13 protein-coding genes are annotated in these 16,385 nt (G+C 67.5%); 10 read left to right on the top strand and 3 right to left on the bottom strand.

The features are described 5' to 3' along the window. From ACFOM9_RS07050 to ACFOM9_RS07060, 3 genes are all read left to right on the top strand, one after another. Nucleotides 1–286 (top strand): hypothetical protein (locus ACFOM9_RS07050; RefSeq protein WP_386708183.1); only part of this gene is annotated, 286 nt, incomplete at its 5' end. A gap of 89 nt (nt 287–375) precedes the next feature. Then, nucleotides 376–2,394: an ATP-dependent nuclease gene (locus ACFOM9_RS07055; protein ID WP_386708186.1), complete on the top strand. Its 2,019-nt coding sequence runs from the start codon at nt 376–378 to the stop codon at nt 2,392–2,394. After that, complete coding sequence (locus tag ACFOM9_RS07060) at nt 2,391–4,136, top strand: UvrD-helicase domain-containing protein (protein WP_386708189.1); 1,746 nt, start codon at nt 2,391–2,393, stop codon at nt 4,134–4,136. Before ACFOM9_RS07055 ends, ACFOM9_RS07060 begins: the two co-directional genes overlap by 4 nt. A gap of 208 nt (nt 4,137–4,344) precedes the next feature. Here the strand turns inward: ACFOM9_RS07060 and ACFOM9_RS07065 are convergent, their stop codons facing one another. Further along, the gene (locus ACFOM9_RS07065; RefSeq protein ID WP_386708192.1) at nt 4,345–6,393 is read right to left on the bottom strand and encodes a M13 family metallopeptidase; all 2,049 of its coding nucleotides are present in this window, start codon (nt 6,391–6,393) and stop codon (nt 4,345–4,347) included. 480 nt (nt 6,394–6,873) lie between these two features. Here ACFOM9_RS07065 and ACFOM9_RS07070 point away from each other — a divergent pair, with 480 nt between their 5' ends. The 3 genes from ACFOM9_RS07070 (at nt 6,874) to ACFOM9_RS07080 (ending at nt 8,769) form a co-directional block, all read left to right on the top strand. After that, the gene (locus tag ACFOM9_RS07070; RefSeq protein ID WP_386708195.1) at nt 6,874–7,290 is read left to right on the top strand and encodes a response regulator transcription factor; all 417 of its coding nucleotides are present in this window, start codon (nt 6,874–6,876) and stop codon (nt 7,288–7,290) included. A 304-nt stretch (nt 7,291–7,594) separates the two neighbouring features. After that, nucleotides 7,595–8,131: a DUF4199 domain-containing protein gene (locus ACFOM9_RS07075; protein WP_386708198.1), complete on the top strand. Its 537-nt coding sequence runs from the start codon at nt 7,595–7,597 to the stop codon at nt 8,129–8,131. A gap of 335 nt (nt 8,132–8,466) precedes the next feature. Next, a complete protein-coding gene (locus ACFOM9_RS07080; RefSeq protein ID WP_386708201.1) occupies nt 8,467–8,769 on the top strand; it encodes a hypothetical protein in 303 nt (100 codons plus the stop codon). A 166-nt stretch (nt 8,770–8,935) separates the two neighbouring features. On the opposite strand, the gene ACFOM9_RS07085 is transcribed toward ACFOM9_RS07080, so the two are convergent. Next, complete coding sequence (locus ACFOM9_RS07085) at nt 8,936–9,445, bottom strand: DUF411 domain-containing protein (RefSeq protein ID WP_386708204.1); 510 nt, start codon at nt 9,443–9,445, stop codon at nt 8,936–8,938. Between the two features lie 127 nt (nt 9,446–9,572). On the opposite strand from ACFOM9_RS07085, the gene ACFOM9_RS07090 reads away from it, so the two are divergent. Continuing rightward, nucleotides 9,573–12,248, top strand: coding sequence for an excinuclease ABC subunit A (locus ACFOM9_RS07090; protein WP_386708207.1), 2,676 nt, complete (start codon nt 9,573–9,575; stop codon nt 12,246–12,248). Nucleotides 12,249–12,327: 79 nt separating this feature from the next. Here the strand turns inward: ACFOM9_RS07090 and ACFOM9_RS07095 are convergent, their stop codons facing one another. Next, on the bottom strand, nt 12,328–13,212 hold the full coding sequence (locus ACFOM9_RS07095; protein ID WP_386708210.1) for an AraC family transcriptional regulator: 885 nt from the start codon (nt 13,210–13,212) through the stop codon (nt 12,328–12,330). A gap of 153 nt (nt 13,213–13,365) precedes the next feature. Here ACFOM9_RS07095 and ACFOM9_RS07100 point away from each other — a divergent pair, with 153 nt between their 5' ends. The 3 genes from ACFOM9_RS07100 to ACFOM9_RS07110 all read left to right on the top strand — a co-directional run bounded on the left by ACFOM9_RS07100 (nt 13,366) and on the right by ACFOM9_RS07110 (nt 16,283). Further along, nucleotides 13,366–14,121 (top strand): SDR family NAD(P)-dependent oxidoreductase, encoded by a 756-nt coding sequence (locus ACFOM9_RS07100; RefSeq protein WP_386708213.1) that lies wholly within the window; start codon nt 13,366–13,368, stop codon nt 14,119–14,121. 352 nt (nt 14,122–14,473) lie between these two features. Beyond that, a complete protein-coding gene (locus ACFOM9_RS07105) occupies nt 14,474–14,809 on the top strand; it encodes a hypothetical protein (RefSeq protein WP_386708216.1) in 336 nt (111 codons plus the stop codon). 130 nt (nt 14,810–14,939) lie between these two features. Beyond that, the gene (locus tag ACFOM9_RS07110; RefSeq protein ID WP_386708219.1) at nt 14,940–16,283 is read left to right on the top strand and encodes a DUF763 domain-containing protein; all 1,344 of its coding nucleotides are present in this window, start codon (nt 14,940–14,942) and stop codon (nt 16,281–16,283) included. The last annotated feature ends 102 nt before the right edge of the window (nt 16,284–16,385 follow it).

A 16,385-nucleotide genomic window follows, 5' to 3' on the forward strand; every position in this document is an offset into this window, starting at 1 on the left:
ACCGCAGTACCCTTCAACCCCGGGCTCTCCCAGTAATGGTTGGTACGGCTACCGGGGGCAGGTCACCGAGCTGAAGGCGAATGCGAATACCCCAGATGTCTTTCAGCTTGAGCGGTGCCTTCTGCCCGATCAGCTTGCCCTTGTTCCAGGGCTCGTGGTGCTGAGATGTGTGAAGAATTGCCATGCCCAACTCCTGATGAAGGGTTGGTCAGGCTTCTCCTACACCCAGAAGCAAGGCGTGATGCGACCCAAAGCGGTCATTCTTGGAATGAGGAGAGATCGCTGAGGAGGTCGCGATAATTCTTGGCGTAATCTCCCAGTCTCACCAGATTGCAGTGGGCCTCGGCCATTGCGCGATTCAAGGGGGAACTGATCATGTATCTCAAGCAGATCGAAGCTAAGAATTTCAGGCTGCTGCACGATGTCCAGCTGCTTCTGGAGAACCGAACCACCGTCATCGTCGGGCGCAATAACAGCGGCAAAACATCCTTGACGGAAGTAATGAAGCGCCTTCTATCCGATGCTACGCCTTCCTTTTCTCTGGAGGACTTCTCATTCTGCTGCTACCAACAGTTCTGGGAGTCCCATCTCCGAAAATCCAAGGGCGAGAACGAGGACGAGATAAGGAAGATCTTGCCTGCGATAGAAGTCCGGCTTCGTTTTTCGTATGAAGAGGGCGAGCACCTCGGTCTGCTCAGCGAATTGATCGTCGACCTCGATCCCGAATGCACAGAAGCCTTAGCCGTCGTCCGGTACCAGCTCAAGGAAGGCAAGATGCCCGATCTGTTTTCCGATTTTGCGGAGACGGACGAGGATGCGAAACCCGACTTTTTCCGCCTCCTCCGCGAGCGCATTCCGTCACTGTACGAAACCACCTTCGTCGCCGTCGACCCAAACGATGAAACCAACGAAAAAGGCATTGAAAAGTCGACGTTGAGGCAACTGTGCGTCGGCGGCTTCATCAGCGCACAGCGGGGCTTGGATGACGCTAGCCAGAAAGAGCGCGTAGTCATCGGCAAGGTGCTCGAGAACCTGTTCTCGACTGCCAAGAGCAACGCGGGCGACACGGACAGCCATGTCATCGCCCAAGAACTCGAGGTCGCGGTCAAGTCCATCCAAGACAAGATCGGCGACGACTTCAACGAGAAGCTCGACCAGTTGCTTCCCGCATTGTCGCTATTTGGCTATCCAGGCCTCAACGACCCCAAGCTCCTGACCGAAACTACTCTCGACGTCGCCAAGCTTCTGACCAACCACACTAAAGTCCGGTATACCGGGTCCAATGGCATCCATCTTCCCGAGGCCTACAACGGCCTAGGAACGCGCAATATCATCCTGATCCTCCTGCAGCTCCGGGAGTTCTTCAAGCTCTATCTTGCGATGGAGCCCCGGCCCTCGGTGCACCTCGTCTTCATCGAGGAACCTGAGGTTCACCTGCATCCGCAGATGCAGGAAGTCTTCATCCGAAAAATCGCGGACATTGCATCGGCATTCAGCGAGGAAACCGGCGAGTCGTGGCCCGTGCAGTTTGTCGTTTCGACGCACTCGTCCCATGTCGCCAATGAAGCTCATTTCGAGACGATCCGGTATTTCCTGGCTTCCACGGACAAGAACGGCACCGTCAGCACCAAGGTCAAGGATCTCAGGAAAGGGCTTGCCGGTAAGCCTGAGCCAGATCGCACCTTCCTGCATCAATACATGACCCTCACTCGATGCGATCTGTTCTTCGCAGACAAAGCGGTCCTGATCGAAGGCACAACGGAAAGACTGCTGCTTCCAAGGATCATCCGGATGTTGAACAAGGACCTTGCAGAGGGGAAAAAGCTCGGTAGCCAGTATCTCTCTGTCGTCGAAGTCGGCGGCGCCTATGCGCACATCTTCTTCGACCTCGTCAAGTTCCTTGAGCTCCGGACCTTGGTCATCACCGACCTCGACAGCGTTAAGGCCAACGGCGCCGGCAAGCTCGTGGCCTGCCAAGTGTCGCAGGGACACAAGACCAGTAATGCGTGCCTGAAGTCCTGGTACGACAACAATGACATCACCCCTGCGGAACTGTTGGTGGCCGATGATGCAGCCAAGACCAAAAATCGGCTGCGGCTCGCGTACCAGTGTCCTGAGACCGAGGCGGGCCCTTGTGGCCGCAGCTTCGAAGATGCGTTCATGCTGGCAAACCCGGAACTCTTCGCGCTGCCGGGACCCGGCGAGCAGGAGAAGGAAACCCAGGCTTGGGAGGAAGCGAAAGAGGTGAAGAAATCCAAGTTCGCACTCAACCATGCCCTGTCCGATGAGGACTGGAATATCCCGCGCTACATCCGGGGCGGATTAGTATGGCTCGCTGAAGGCGACCTGCCCCCTGTGCCCGCGCCACTCGGCGAAGCGGAAGTGGCTGCATGAATGCCGTACCCGAATCCAGCCCCGCACTGATCGCCGCGCGGGAAGCGGAAGCACATGTCGCACAATGCTTGCAAGACCACCGCAACTTCCTGCTCGAAGCCGGCGCCGGCGCGGGCAAGACCTATTCGCTGGTGGAAGCGCTCAAGCACCTCATTAAACATGAGGGCCCCAAGCTGCGCAGGAACCACCAGCGCATCGCTTGCATCACCTACACCAACGCTGCCACTGCCGTCATCAACAGCCGCATCGACAGCGACCCGCTGGTCTTCGTCGACACCATCCATGCGTTCTGCTGGTCGCTGATCAGGGAATTTCAGCCGGCGCTGAGGTCACTGGTCGCGGCGATGCCGGAATGGAAAGAGAAGCTGGCCGAGGTCGACGGAATCGGCAGCCGGACCGTCGAGTACGAACTCGGCCACCGCCGTGTCACCACAAACACCGTCACCCTGCACCATGACGACGTCTTGGGATTGATGGTCTCCCTGCTCCCGAACGCGAAGTTCCAAGTGCTTCTTGCGCAGCAGTATCCGTTCGTATTGATAGACGAATACCAAGATACGGACGTAGCGGTGATGACCAGCATGAGCGAGTATCTGCTCGGGCGCGCGGCCGGACCCATGATCGGCTTGTTCGGTGATCACTGGCAGCGCATCTACGACAAGACATGCGGCCACGTCGCCCATGATGCGCTGCTGGAAATCGGCAAAAAGGCGAATTTCCGTTCAGCGACCAGGATAGTTGATGTCCTGAACAGGATGAGACCAGATCTGCCCCAAGCGGTGAAGGACGAGGGTGTAGTTGGTTCGGCGATTGCGTTCCACACCAATGCCTGGCAAGGCGAACGCCGATCCGGCGCGGGCGGCGGGCACTGGAAAGGCGATCTCCCTGCCGAGGTGGCCCATACCTACTTGGCGACGCTCATCAAGAAGCTGGAATCTGACGGCTGGAACGTGGCTCCCCAGCGAACTAAGGTTCTCATGCTCACCCACAACGTTCTTGCTTCAGAGCAGGGCTACGATTCGATCACCAAGATCTTTTCGTATACGGATCAGTTCATCAAAAAAGAGGATCCGCTCATTGCGTTCTTTTGCGACGCGCTCGAACCTGCATGCACGGCTTTCCATCATAAGCGATTCGCGGAGATGTTCTCGTTGCTTGGCGGCTCGGCACCTGCCGTTTCTTCGCATGCGGACAAGATTGCATGGTTCTCCTCTATGGAGGGCCTCGCCAAAATCCGGCTCGATGGGACGATAGGCCAAGTGCTGGACTACATACTCGAGCATGCGCGTCCACGACCGCCGGACGCTGTGCTCGTCGCGCTTGGCGAGGCCGCGGAGTGGCATGGTGAGGAAGGGGAAGAGCCGCCACGCCGGGTCCAACAGATACGGCAGTTGCGGGACGTTCCCTACAAGGAAATTATTGCCTTGGACAGGTTCATCGACGGCCATACCCCGTTCGCAACCAAGCACAGCGTGAAGGGCGACGAGTTCGAGAATGTTCTGGTCGTTCTCGGACGCGGCTGGAATAAGTACAACTTCGACCAGTTCCTGCAATGGTCGGCCGAAGGAGTACCGTCCGGCAAGCAAGATGCGTTCGAGAGGAACCGCAATCTGTTCTATGTGTGTTGTTCCCGCCCAACAACGCGATTAGCGTTGCTCTTCACCCAGGAGCTTTCCGACGCCTCTCTGGCAATGCTTGACAGCTTGTTCGACGGCGCAATCGAACCCGCTCCCGCGCCATAGGACAGGATTGGGGTCAGGGGTCATTTTGTTAACGTCCGCTACTGGCCGAAAGCGGTCGTCCCAGCCACGCGCAATCCCCGCGGTTAAGGAGTTCGGGCACGTTGGCCGCTCCTAGAGGCTTTTCGGCTTTCCGGAGAGCACTCCAATGGTTTGAACGGCGCGGCCGGCATTGCTGGTTGATCGCCGTCGCGCCTATCCGCCCAACCCCTCACCAGATCCGAACCCGCTCCTCCGGCGCCCGCCACATCGGCTGTCCGGGCTTCACGCCAAAGGCCTCGTAGAACTCGGGAATGTTCGACATCGGCCCAAGCACGCGCCACTTGGCGGGGGCGTGCACGTCGGAGAGCAGGCGCTGGCGCAGGCGCTGTTCGCGCTGCTGGCTCATCCAACCCAAGGCGTAGCCGAGGAAGTAGCGCTGGGTTGGTGTCAGGCCGCCGATCTTTTCGCCGCGCGCGTACTGCTCGGTCTTCTTGAACGCCTCCAGGCCCAGCAGCACGCCGCCGTAGTCGGCGATGTTCTCGCCCAGGCTGGCCTTGCCGTTGATGTGCAGGCCCGGCAGCGGCTCGTAGGCGTCGAACTGCTTGACCATCTTCTGCGCGGCGGCGTTGAAGCGGGTGGTGTCCTCGTCCGTCCACCAGCCCGACAGGTTGCCCTGCGCGTCGTACTGGCGGCCCTGGTCGTCGAAGCCGTGGGTGATCTCGTGGCCGATCGTGCTCGCGGCGACGTAGCCGTAGGCGACAGCGTCGTCGACCTGCGCGTCCGGCACGCCGGGCACCATGAAGATGGCAGCGGGCAGCACGATCTCGTTGTTGGACGGGTTGTAGTAGGCGTTGTAGGTCTGCGGTGTCATTTCCCATTCGGTGCGGTCGACCGGCTTGCCGAACTTCAACAGGTTGTCGGCGAACTGCCAGCGCTGCGCGGCCATGACGTTGGCGGCGTAGGACTCGCGGCCGATCGACAGCGCGGAAGAGTCCTTCCACTTGTCGGGGTAGCCGACCTTGGGCGTGACCGAGGCGAGCTTGGCCAGCGCCTTGGCCTTGGTCTGCTCACCCATCCAGTCGAGCCGCTCGATGCGGTCGCGGAAGGTCGAGCGGATCGCCTCGACCAGCGCGGTGTAACGCTGCTTGGACGCCTCGGGGAAATAGTCCGCGACGAAGATGCGCCCCAGCACCATGCCCAGCGCGTCGTTCTCCTCGTCGATCACGCGCTTCCAGCGCGGGCGCTGCTCCTGCTGGCCGGACATGACCTTGCCGTGGAAGTCGAAGTGCGCGTCGTCGAATTCGCTCGACAGGTAATCGGCGTAGGCGTCGACCAGGTGGTAGCGCAGGTAATCCTGCAGCACCGGCAGCGGGGTTTCGCCCAGCAGTTTGTCTTCGGCGGCGAAGAACTCGGGCTGGCCGACGATCAGGTAGGACGGGTGCAGGTTCCAGACCGCCAGCCGCGCGGTCCAGTCGATCGACGGCGTGTATTTGGCGGTGAACTCGGCGGGTGTGACCTTGTTGTAGTTCTTCTCGGGGTCGCGCAGGTCCTCGAGCTTGCGCGAGGCCTTGGCCAGCGCGATCTCGAACGCCATCACCTGCGTGGCCGCGGCGCCCGCGGATGTCTTGTCGCGCCCCAGCAGTTCGAACGTGCGCGCGATGTGCGCGACGTACGCGGCGCGGATCGCCGCCACGCCGGCCTCGGGATTGAAGTAGAAGTCGCGCTCCGGCAGGCCGAGCCCGCCCTGGTGGACCTGCACCGCCATGGTGGCGCTGTCCTTGTCGTCCTGGGCCACGCCGATGCGGAACAGGCCGCCGACGCCGATCGGCTTGAACGCGAACACGGTGTCGAGCACGTCGTCCTTCGAGCCGATGGCATCGATGCGCGCCAGCTCCGCGTCCAGCGGATGCACGCCGAGGCGGTCGGCGGTGCCGGTGTCCATCGCCGTGGCCCAGAAGTCGCCGATCTTCTGCTGGTCGCTGCCCGCCGCCTGCGGCTTGGCGGCGGCCGCCTCGCTGATCCCGCGCAGCCGCGTGTACAGCTCGTCGTCGACCTCGTTGCCGATGCCCCAGCTGGCTTCCGACGCCGGAATCGGATGCGCCTTCAGCCAGCCGCCGTTGGCGTACTGGAAGAAGTCCACGCCCGGGTCGACGGTGGTGTCCAGGTGCGAGGCGAGGAAATCCTGTGGCGGCGCGGCCGCGTCGGCGGCGAGGGCGCAGCCGGCAGCGAGGGCGAGCGCGGCGGAGAGCAGGGCGATGCGGAAGGCGTGCTTGGCCATCGAGCGGGTCCGGTGCGGGAATCAGTGCGGCACTCTGCGCGCGGCGAGGGCAGGCGACAAGCGCTGGAGGTCATGAGCGGTGGCGTGGGCCGAGGCGCCGGGCGATGCGCGCGGCGCGTGTTGGCGACGGGTGCAGGCATCGGGCGTTTGGAGCGCATACGTCCACCCCGCTCGGCGCCGAGCTCGATCTGGCTGCACAGGACCGGTGGATCATGCCGCCGGCGCACGCCAATCCGATCACGACACTGCATGGCCGCCCGGATCACGGCACGGGACACGACCGACCGGATTGCGGCACCGGACAGGGTCGACGGGATCGCGCCGCACAGGGCGACGGATTCCTGCGCCGGAGGTGGCCGGTCGAGCGCGATACCCGGACACGGTGGGGAGATCAATGGAGCCGTGAAGCGTCTGCGCCCAATCCCTCTGGTGGATGCGGCTTGTAAGATCCGGGATCGATGCCGGCCGCGCGAGGCGCCCGTGGGGAAACAAGTCGCCATTTACGGCCTGCTGCTCGCGGTCGGCACGCTTGCGCTGCAGTGGCTCGACTACCAGCGCATGGCGCGGGTGCATGCGGGGGCCATCTACGACTTCCTGCTGGCCGCGGGGTTCCTGGCGCTGGGGCTGTGGATCGGCGCTCGGGTGCTGGGGCGACGGGTGGCGGCGCCGGCGTTCGACGGCAATCCGCGGGCGCTGGCGGAGCTGGGGATCAGTCCGCGCGAGGTGGCGGTGCTGCGGGAGATCGCGGCCGGGCATTCGAACAAGCAGATCGCGGCCAACCTGCACGTGTCGCCCAACACGGTGAAGACCCACGTGGCCAGGCTGTTCGAGAAGCTGGGCGCGCGGCGGCGGACCGAGGCATTGCGCAAGGCGCGGGAGCTGGGACTGGTGCCGTAGGCCATCGCGGGGTTGGGCGCTGGGGCAGATGGCCGTGGTGGCGAACAGCCCGGGCCGGGGGCAATCGTGGCCCAGGCCACTTGCGACAGGTTCGGTTGCCGCGGAGGGAGTTGCTGCGGAGGCGTTGGCCGGGACGCCGATGCAGAGACGGCGGGAACGGGTGAGAGCTGCAGTCGGCCCGTGCGGATGGCGGGACCATGGGGCAAATTTCGAACGAAACAGGCCGAATCACCCGTTTTGACGATTGCCGGGCGCCCGAACGCCGGCGCTAATGGCGCACTTTCCACGACAAGGGAGCGGTTCGATGGGGCGCAACATCCTGAAGTACGGCGTGATCGCGGGGCTGGTGGTGGCTGGCGGCATGTGGGGCACCCTGCTGGCGTTCGGCAAGCAGATGCCGCACGGCTGGCTCGGCATGGCGCTGGGCTACCTGAGCATGCTGGTGGCGTTGAGCGCGGTGTTCGTTGGGATCAAGCATCACCGCGACGCGGATCGCGGCGGGGTGATCCGGTTCTGGCCGGCCTTCGGCCTGGGCCTGGGGATCTCGCTGGTCGCGGCGATCTTCTACGTGCTGGCCTGGGAGCTGGCGCAGGCGACGGTGGTGGGCGACTTCGCCGGCCACTACGCGGCGTCGGCGATCGCGCAGGCGAAGGCGGGCGGCGCCGACGCCGCGGCGCTGGCGAAGCTCACGGCGCAGATGGACGAGTTCAGGCGGCAGTACGCCGATCCGCTGTTTCGCCTGCCGATGACGTTCGCGGAGGTCTTCCCGGTCGGCGTGCTGGTGTCGCTGGTGTCGGCGGCGGTGCTGCGCAATCCGCGGGTGCTGCCGGCGCGGGGCTGAATCATCGCGGCGGCCAGGTGGATTGGCGTTTCCGCGCGGAACCGCTGGGTTGGGTCCCGCATGAGGTGGGCGCGGCCACGGGCTATGGCTCCTGGTGGGGCAGGAACAGCCGGGTCGGAGCCGGCGCTTCGCTGCGAGCGCAGCGGGCTGCGACCCCGCCCGGCGCCCGGCGGATTGCGCGGACGCCGCGGGCCGCATCCGGACAGACGCGACTCCGATGTCGCGGTGCGGCACGCCGCTTGCAGGGGGGCATACGTGCCCGGATGGTCCGGGCGCATTCCCGCAACGTCCGGCGCCCGGCGCCGCCCTGGATTCGAGTCATGCCCAGTCCCCAGATGCAGTCCACCGTCCTCCTTGGCCCCTGGGCCGCGCGAGGGTCGGCCGCCCCGGCCCGAACGCCGGAACGCCGCAAGCCCGCACCCGTCGCTGATCCGGCCGCGCTGCGCGCCGGCCTCCGGCCTGAGCAACTGGTCACGCTGGAGGCGCTGGAAATCTTCCGCTGGCGACTGGCCTTCGTCCGCCGACCGATGTTCCAGGCGCCGATCCCCGTGCTGTTCGACCAGACCGGTAGCCGGTACGTGGTGATCGAAGAAGACGGCACGCTCGACGAGAATCCGACGCTGCGCCTGCGTCCCTGAATCGACTTGCGGCTTCGGCCGCGTCAAGCGCCGGATCGACCCGCCGCGGCGCAAACGCCTCGGCGGGCATCGAACAGTCCGCGTCCGGCCAGTGGCCGTTGACCAGCAAGCCATCGCGCCGCGGGCGCCAAAGCGTTGACGCGTGCCGCGGCCAACGCCGTGGCGCTCAATGCGGGCGGTCGGCCCCGTGCCGCGAGAACACCTCGGTGGTGCCGTCGCTCTTCACCAGTTCCACCGCGTACGGCTGCATTTGGCCGCCGGGGACTTCCATGCCCGGCGACCCCATCGGCATGCCGGGCACCGCCACACCCCTGGCGTCGGGCTTCTCGGCCAGCAGCCGCTTCACGTCGGCGGCGGGAACGTGGCCTTCGACGAAGTAGCCGCCCACCATCGCGGTGTGGCACGACTCCTTGCCGGCGGGCACGCCGACGCGGCGCTTCACCGGCGTCACGTCGGCCGCCTCGCGCACGTCCACCGGGAACCCGGCCTTGCGCATGTGCGCCACCCACGCGGTGCAGCAGCCGCAGGTCGGAGACTTGTGCACGACGACCAGCGGCAACCGTGCGACCGGCGAGGCTGCGGGCGCGGCCTTGGCCGGCAGGACCTGCGCGACGGCGGGCAACGCGAAGGAGATGGATAAAGCGAGGAGGCAGCGGAGCGGAGCATGCACGGACATGGTCTTCTGCGAGGGATGGACGGGATCATTGTGCCAGCGCGCGCGACCGTGATGTCCGCGGAGGAGGGCGCATGCCTGCGTGGCACCATCGCACCCCCGTGACGCCCTCGTTCAGCAGTATCGCCCCATGACCCGACACACGCCCGCCACGCCCCGCCGCACGCGGGAGCCGCGCGACCGCGACGCCTTCATCCGCGTCCGCGGCGCTCGCGAGCACAACCTCAAGGACGTCGACGTCGACGTGCCGCGCGATGCGCTGGTGGTGTTTTCCGGCGTGTCGGGCTCGGGCAAGTCGTCGCTGGCGTTCGGCACCCTGTACGCCGAGGCGCAGCGGCGCTACTTCGAGTCGGTGGCGCCGTACGCGCGGCGCCTGATCGACCAGGTCGGCGTGCCTGACGTCGATTCGATCGAGGGCCTGCCGCCCGCGGTGGCCCTGCAGCAGCAGCGCGGCACGCCGAGCGTGCGCTCGTCGGTCGGCAGCGTGACCACGCTGTCGAGCCTGCTGCGGATGCTGTATTCGCGCGCCGGCCGCTATCCGCCGTCGCAGCCGATGCTGTACGCCGAGGACTTCTCGCCCAACACCACGCAGGGCGCGTGCCCCGAGTGCCACGGACTGGGCCACGTGTACGCGGTCACCGAGCAGTCGATGGTCCCGGACCCGTCGCTGACCATCCGCGAACGCGCGATCGCGGCCTGGCCGCCGGCGTGGCACGGGCAGAACCAGCGCGACATCCTGGTGACGCTGGGCTACGACGTCGACAAGCCGTGGCGCGACCTGCCGAAGAAAGACCGCGACTGGATCCTGTTCACCGATGAGCAGCCGGTGGTGCCGGTCTATCCCGGCTTCACGCCGGCCGAGACGCGCACCGCGGTGCGCCGCAAGACCGAGCCGGCCTACATGGGCACGTTCTCCGGCGCGCGTCGCTACGTGCTGCACACCTTCGCCACCACCCAGAGCGCGCTGATGAAAAAGCGCGTGGCGCGCTACATGGTCGGCAGCGTGTGCCCGCTGTGCGAGGGCCGCAGGCTCAAGCGCGAGGCGCTGTCGGTGACGTTCGCCGGCATGGACATCGGCACGCTGTCGCAGCTCTCGCTGGGCCGCATGGCGGAGGTGTTGCGGCCCGCGGCGGAAGGCCGCTTCGAACCGGTGGCCGCAGGCAACAAGACATTGAGCCGCGCCGCCTCGCGCAGGGACACCGCGCGTCGCGTCGCCGCGGGAGGCTCGGCGCATGCGGGCGGTTCGGACGTGCGGCGCACGCCGGAGCTGTCGGAGGAAAAGCGCATCGCCGCGCAGCGGCTCGCGCACGACCTGGTGGAGCGCATCGGCACGCTGCAGGCGCTGGGCCTGGGCTACCTGTCGATGGATCGTGCGACGCCGACGCTGTCGCCGGGCGAGCTGCAGCGGCTGCGGCTGGCGACGCAGATCCGCTCCAACCTGTTCGGCGTGGTGTACGTGCTCGACGAACCGACCGCGGGCCTGCATCCGGCCGACAGCGAAGCGCTGCACCGCGCGCTCGACGCCCTCAGGCGCGCCGGCAACACCCTGTTCGTGGTCGAGCACGACCTGGAGATGATGCGGCGCGCGGACTGGCTGGTGGACGTCGGTCCCGACGCAGGCCAGCACGGCGGCCGCGTGCTCTACAGCGGGCCGCCGCAGGGGCTGGAGAAGGTGAAGGCGTCGCGCACCGCGCGCTACCTGTTCGACGGTGGCCAGGTGCGTGCGCGCACGCCGCGTGCGCCAGAGGCGTGGCTGGAGCTGCGCGGCATCCGCCGCAACAACCTGCACGAACTCGACGCGCGGATCCCGCTGGGCGTGTTCACCGCGGTCACCGGGGTGTCCGGGTCGGGCAAGTCGAGCCTGGTCAGCCAGGCGCTGGTCGAACTGGTCGGCCAGCACCTGGGCCACGAACCCGAGCCGGAGGAGAGCGAGAGCGACGAATTGCGCCCGAGTGTTGCGATGGAAACCGGTGGGCGCATCGTCGCCGGCGCGGATGCCCTGCGGCGCCTGGTCAACGTCGACCAGAAGCCGATCGGCCGCACGCCGCGCTCGAACCTGGCGACCTACACCGGCCTGTTCGACCACGTGCGCAAACTGTTCGCGGCGACCAGACAGGCGAAGGCGCGTCGCTACGACGCCGGCCGATTCTCGTTCAACGTCGCCAAGGGGCGCTGCGATACCTGCGAGGGCGAGGGCTTCGTCAGCGTCGAACTGCTGTTCATGCCCAGCGTCTACGCGCCGTGCCCGACCTGTCACGGCGCGCGCTACAACGACAAGACCCTGGAGGTCACCTGGCGCGAGCGCAACATCGCGCAGGTGCTGGCGATGACGGTGGAGGAAGCGCTGGCGTTCTTCGAGGGCGAAGCCGCGGTGACCAGGCCGCTGGCGCTGCTGCAGGCCATCGGCCTGGGGTACCTGCGCCTCGGCCAGCCGGCGACCGAACTGTCGGGCGGCGAGGCGCAGCGCATCAAGCTGGCGACCGAGCTGCAGCGCGCGCAGCGCGGCAACAGCCTCTACGTGCTCGACGAACCGACCACCGGCCTGCATCCGCTCGACGTCGACCGGCTGATGGTGCAGCTGCACGGCCTGGTGGACGCCGGCAACACGGTGGTGGTGGTCGAACACGAGATGCGCGTGGTCGCCGACGCCGACTGGGTGATCGACGTCGGCCCCGGCGCGGGCGAGGAGGGCGGCCGCATCGTCGCCGCCGGCACGCCGCGGGAGGTGGCTGCGGCCAAGGGAAGTCGCACCGCGCCCTATCTCGCGGCGCTGGTCGAAGGGGCGCCGTCGCGCGAACGCCGATAGGCTGGCGCGGCGCTGCCAACTACCGGCGTCGCCCTCGCCAGGAAGGCAGCCATCGCGCCGCCCCATCGCTCGGCTCGTTTCAGGACGCTGCGCGCAGCCGCTCCGTCGCGCGCACGTCGGCCACCGGCGTCGCCCCGAACATGCGTCCGTATTCGCGGGTGAACTGCGGCACGCTTTCGTAGCCCACCGCATACGCGGCGCTGCTCGCGCTGGCACCCTGCGCGTGCAGCAGGCGCCTGGCTTCGATCAGGCGCAGGCGCTTCTGGAACTGCAGAGGCGACAGCGAGGTCACGCGCTTGAAGTGCTGGTGGAACGCCGACGCACTCATGCCGGCCTCGGCGGCGAGGCGCTCGACCGGCAGCGCATGGGCGAAGTCGCGCCGCAGCAGCTTCACCGCGCGGGCGATGCGGTGCACCTGCCCGCCGGGAAAGCCGAGGCGGCGGATGGCGTCGCCGTGGCGCCCGGCCAGCAGCCAGTAGTGCAACTCGCGCGCCCGCTGCGCGCCCAGCACCGGGACTGTGGCGGGGCGGTCGAGCAGCGCCATTAGCCGCAGCGCGGCGTCGAGCACGTCGTCTTCGGTAGGGTCCACGCGCACCGGCGCCTCGTCGACGGCCGGCGGCGGGCCCATCTGCGCCACCAGGTCGGCGAGGATCGCGGGGTCGAGTTCCAGCGCCAGCGAGTAATAGGGCGCGGCGGCATCGGCGCGGGTGATGCGGCTGGTGGTGGGCACGTCGGCTGTGATGAGCAGCGAGTCGCCGGCAGCGAAATCGTAGTCGCGTGCGTCCAGGGTCACGCGCTTGGCGCCCTGGCGGACGAGGCAGACCATCGGCTTGAGCACGTCGTGCATGAGCTCGCTGGGGGCGGTGGCGCGCACCGTGTACAGGCCCGGGATCGCGGTGGCCACGGGGCTGCCGGCGGGGTGGGCGTCGGCGTGGCGGCGGATGGCTTCGAGCAAGGCGTCCATGCGCCAAGCCTAACGCCGACGGGTGCGCGCGGGGTGCCGCCGGAGGATCGGGCAAGGAGTCGGGAGCTTCCGGCAACCGCCGCGGGGCCGCGGGGCAGACGCTGTGTCCCTGCCTTCCAGCGCCACCCCTTCGTATCCCACAGGAGCCCGATCATGTCCACGATCACCCTCATCACCGGCGGCAGCCGCGGTCTCGGCCGCAACACCGCGCTCGCCGTCGCCCGCTCAGGCGGCGACGTACTGTTTACCTATCGCAGCCAGGCCGAGGAGGCGCAGGTGGTGGTCGACGCGATCGCCGCGCTCGGCCGCCGCGCGGTCGCGCTGCCGCTCGATACCGCGGACGCGTCGACCTTCGCCCGCTTCGCCGACCGGGTGCGCGCCGCGCTGCGCGAAACCTGGCAGCGCGAGGACTTCGACCACCTGGTCAACAACGCCGGCTACGGCGCCGTGGCGCCGTTCGCGCAGACCACCCAAGCGCAGTTCGACGGGCTGGTGGACGTGCACTTCAAGGGCGTGTTCTTCCTCACCCAGGCCTTGCTGCCGCTGATCGCCGACGGTGGCCGCATCGTCAACGTCTCCAGCGGGCTCACCCGCTTCGCCTACCCCGGCTACGCCGCGTACGCCGCGGCCAAGGCCGCGGTGGAAACGCTGACCCACTACCTGGCCAAGGAGCTCGGCCCGCGCGGCATCACCGCGAATGTCGTCGCGCCCGGCGCGATCGAGACGGACTTCGGCGGCGGCGCGGTGCGCGACAACTTGGAGATCAACGCCCAGCTGGCCGGCATGACCGCGCTGGGCCGCGTCGGCGTGCCCGACGACATCGGCCCGATGATCGCCAGCCTGCTCGGAGGCGCGAACCGCTGGGTCAACGCGCAGCGGATCGAGGTGTCGGGCGGGCAGGCGATCTGAGCGGCGCCGGGCGGGGGCGCTCGTCGCCAAGCGTCAGGCTTCGTCGTTCATTGCAGTGCGCGCTGCGTTGCGGCGACGGTGGGGCCGGGGCTCCATCGATCGCCGCACGATTGCGTGCGCTGGCAGCGCACTCGTCGATGCGCCCTTGCGGCTTCGGCGCGCGTGTCGATTCACATTCCTGAGTCGCGTTAGCGCGACTTCATCCCCGCTGCGCCGGTTGTTAATGCCTGCCTGCGTAGCGTGGGTGTCGGCCGATCGGCCGGCGCAGCTTCCGCGCCATCTCCGGTGCGCTGTGCCCGACGGAAGCGACGAAACATGCCATCGGGAAGGCACCGGCAACACGGAGTACGAAATGACGAACGAGAATCGAGAGAAGAATCAGAGCCAGGGCCAGGATCAGGACCGGCAGGATCCGGACCAGAAGCAAGGCATGGGCGGACAGGGCGGTGCGCAGAATCCGCAGGGCGGCATGAACCAGGGTACCGGGCCCGTGGACCAGGGGCAGCCGGGCGGCCATGCGCAGCAGAAGGGAATGGGCGCCGATGTCGATGCACAGCTGCGTGGCCGGGAGAACGACGACGCGCGGCGCAGCGAGGGTGCGGGCGGCAGCGCCGGCCCCACCGGGACCCGCCAGCAGGCCGGCGGCGCCGAGCGTCGCGGCATGGGTAACGGGGAAGACGGGCGCTGATCGCTGGGTGAAAGCAGTGTCCGTACGCCGTGGTCTTGCTCGCTGAACCATTCAGCGCGAGGCACGCGCGGTCGCCGCTGGCGAGACCGGGTGCGGCGATCATGTTGCGCATGATCCCGAGAATCCGTCCATGAGCCGCCGCACCGGCAGCGCCGACCTGCCGTTGCACGGCGGCCGCGTTCCGCGCTGGCTGGCCGATCGTATGACGCGGCTCGGCGCGCTGGTCTGCGAGGCGATCGTGCTGGAATACGGGCGCGATGAACTGCTGCGGCGGCTCGCGCATCCGTTCTGGTTCCAGTCGTTCGGCGCGGTGATGGGGATGGATTGGCATTCGTCCGGCATCACCACCAGCGTGATCGGTGCGCTGAAGCGCGGACTGGCGCCGCTGTCGGGCGAACTGGGCGTGCACGTGTGTGGCGGCCGCGGTCGCCATTCGCGCGCCACGCCGTCCGAACTGCTCGCGGTCGGCGAGCGCACCGGCATCGATGGCGTTGCGCTGGCAAGCGCCAGCCGGCTGGTGGCCAAGGTCGACAGTGCCGCGGTGCAGGACGGATTCGACCTCTACCTGCACGGTTTCATCGTCAGCGACGACGGCCGCTGGGTGGTGGTGCAGCAGGGCATGAACGGCGCGTCGAAGCAGGCGCGGCGCTACCACTGGCTGTCGGAAGGGCTGGAAAGTTTCGTCGACGATCCGCACGCCGCGGTCGATGGCCCGGGACAGGGCAACATCGTCAACCTCGCCGACCGGCGCGCGGCCGCCTCGCGCGATGCCCAGGTGGCGTTGCTGCAGGACTGGTCGCCGGCGCGGATCGCGCGGGAGTTCGCGCGCATCGACGGGCCTGTCCTGCCCGCGACGGCGGCGGTGTCCGTCGCTCGCATCGCACCGCAGGCTGATCTGTTCGCCGCGCAAGAGATGGCCGCTGCGCAACTGGCGTCCGCACCGCTGCCGCACCTTTCGCTGCCCGACCACCACGACGTGCGCGGCAGCGATGTCGTGCTGCGACGCCTGCACGGCAATCTCGCCGCCGCTGCGGAAAACGGACCGCGCGACTTCACCCAACTGCTGCAGGTGCCCGGCGTCGGCGCACGCACCGTGCGCGCGCTGGCGATGGTGGCCGAGGTGCTGCACGGCACGCCGTGCCGCTTCACCGATCCGGCGCGTTTCTCGCTCGCCCACGGCGGCAAGGATCGGCATCCGTTCCCGGTGCCGACGCGCGTGTACGACCACACCATCGGCGTACTCAAGTCGGCGGTGCAGTCGGCGAAGCTGGGCCGCGAAGAGCAGCTCGCGGCGCTGCGGCGCCTGGATGCGCAGGCGCGGCGGCTGGAAAGCGCTGCGTCGGGTCCGACGGTGGAAGAGCTGATTGCGCGCGAGCGGCGCGAATCGCACGCCTATGGCGGTCGCAGTGTCTTCGGCTGGGAGCCGCCCGAGGCGCCGCCCGCACCAGCGGATCGCGTGCGCTCGACGGCCTGAAGCCGGAAACCTGTCTCGACCGGTGCACCGGGGCTGGCAGCAGCCGGCATGGTGGAAGCGGACGTCGCCTGCGAAGCACGCGCGCATGGCGATCCAGCGACC

The organism is Luteimonas notoginsengisoli, from assembly GCF_042648885.1.
GTDB classification, from domain to species: Bacteria; Pseudomonadota; Gammaproteobacteria; order Xanthomonadales; family Xanthomonadaceae; genus Luteimonas; species Luteimonas notoginsengisoli.

Bases quoted from the DNA above. Each gene is read 5' to 3' on its own strand.
- ACFOM9_RS07055 (WP_386708186.1), top strand. From the start codon at position 376: ATGTATCTCAAGCAGATCGAAGCTAAGAATTTCAGGCTGCTGCACGAT.
- ACFOM9_RS07110 (WP_386708219.1), top strand. From the start codon at position 14,940: ATGAGCCGCCGCACCGGCAGCGCCGACCTGCCGTTGCACGGCGGCCGC.
- ACFOM9_RS07100 (WP_386708213.1), top strand. From the start codon at position 13,366: ATGTCCACGATCACCCTCATCACCGGCGGCAGCCGCGGTCTCGGCCGC.
- ACFOM9_RS07065 (WP_386708192.1), bottom strand. From the start codon at position 6,393: ATGGCCAAGCACGCCTTCCGCATCGCCCTGCTCTCCGCCGCGCTCGCC.
- ACFOM9_RS07060 (WP_386708189.1), top strand. From the start codon at position 2,391: ATGAATGCCGTACCCGAATCCAGCCCCGCACTGATCGCCGCGCGGGAA.
- ACFOM9_RS07075 (WP_386708198.1), top strand. From the start codon at position 7,595: ATGGGGCGCAACATCCTGAAGTACGGCGTGATCGCGGGGCTGGTGGTG.
- ACFOM9_RS07105 (WP_386708216.1), top strand. From the start codon at position 14,474: ATGACGAACGAGAATCGAGAGAAGAATCAGAGCCAGGGCCAGGATCAG.
- ACFOM9_RS07095 (WP_386708210.1), bottom strand. From the start codon at position 13,212: ATGGACGCCTTGCTCGAAGCCATCCGCCGCCACGCCGACGCCCACCCC.
- ACFOM9_RS07085 (WP_386708204.1), bottom strand. From the start codon at position 9,445: ATGTCCGTGCATGCTCCGCTCCGCTGCCTCCTCGCTTTATCCATCTCC.
- ACFOM9_RS07090 (WP_386708207.1), top strand. From the start codon at position 9,573: ATGACCCGACACACGCCCGCCACGCCCCGCCGCACGCGGGAGCCGCGC.
- ACFOM9_RS07080 (WP_386708201.1), top strand. From the start codon at position 8,467: ATGCAGTCCACCGTCCTCCTTGGCCCCTGGGCCGCGCGAGGGTCGGCC.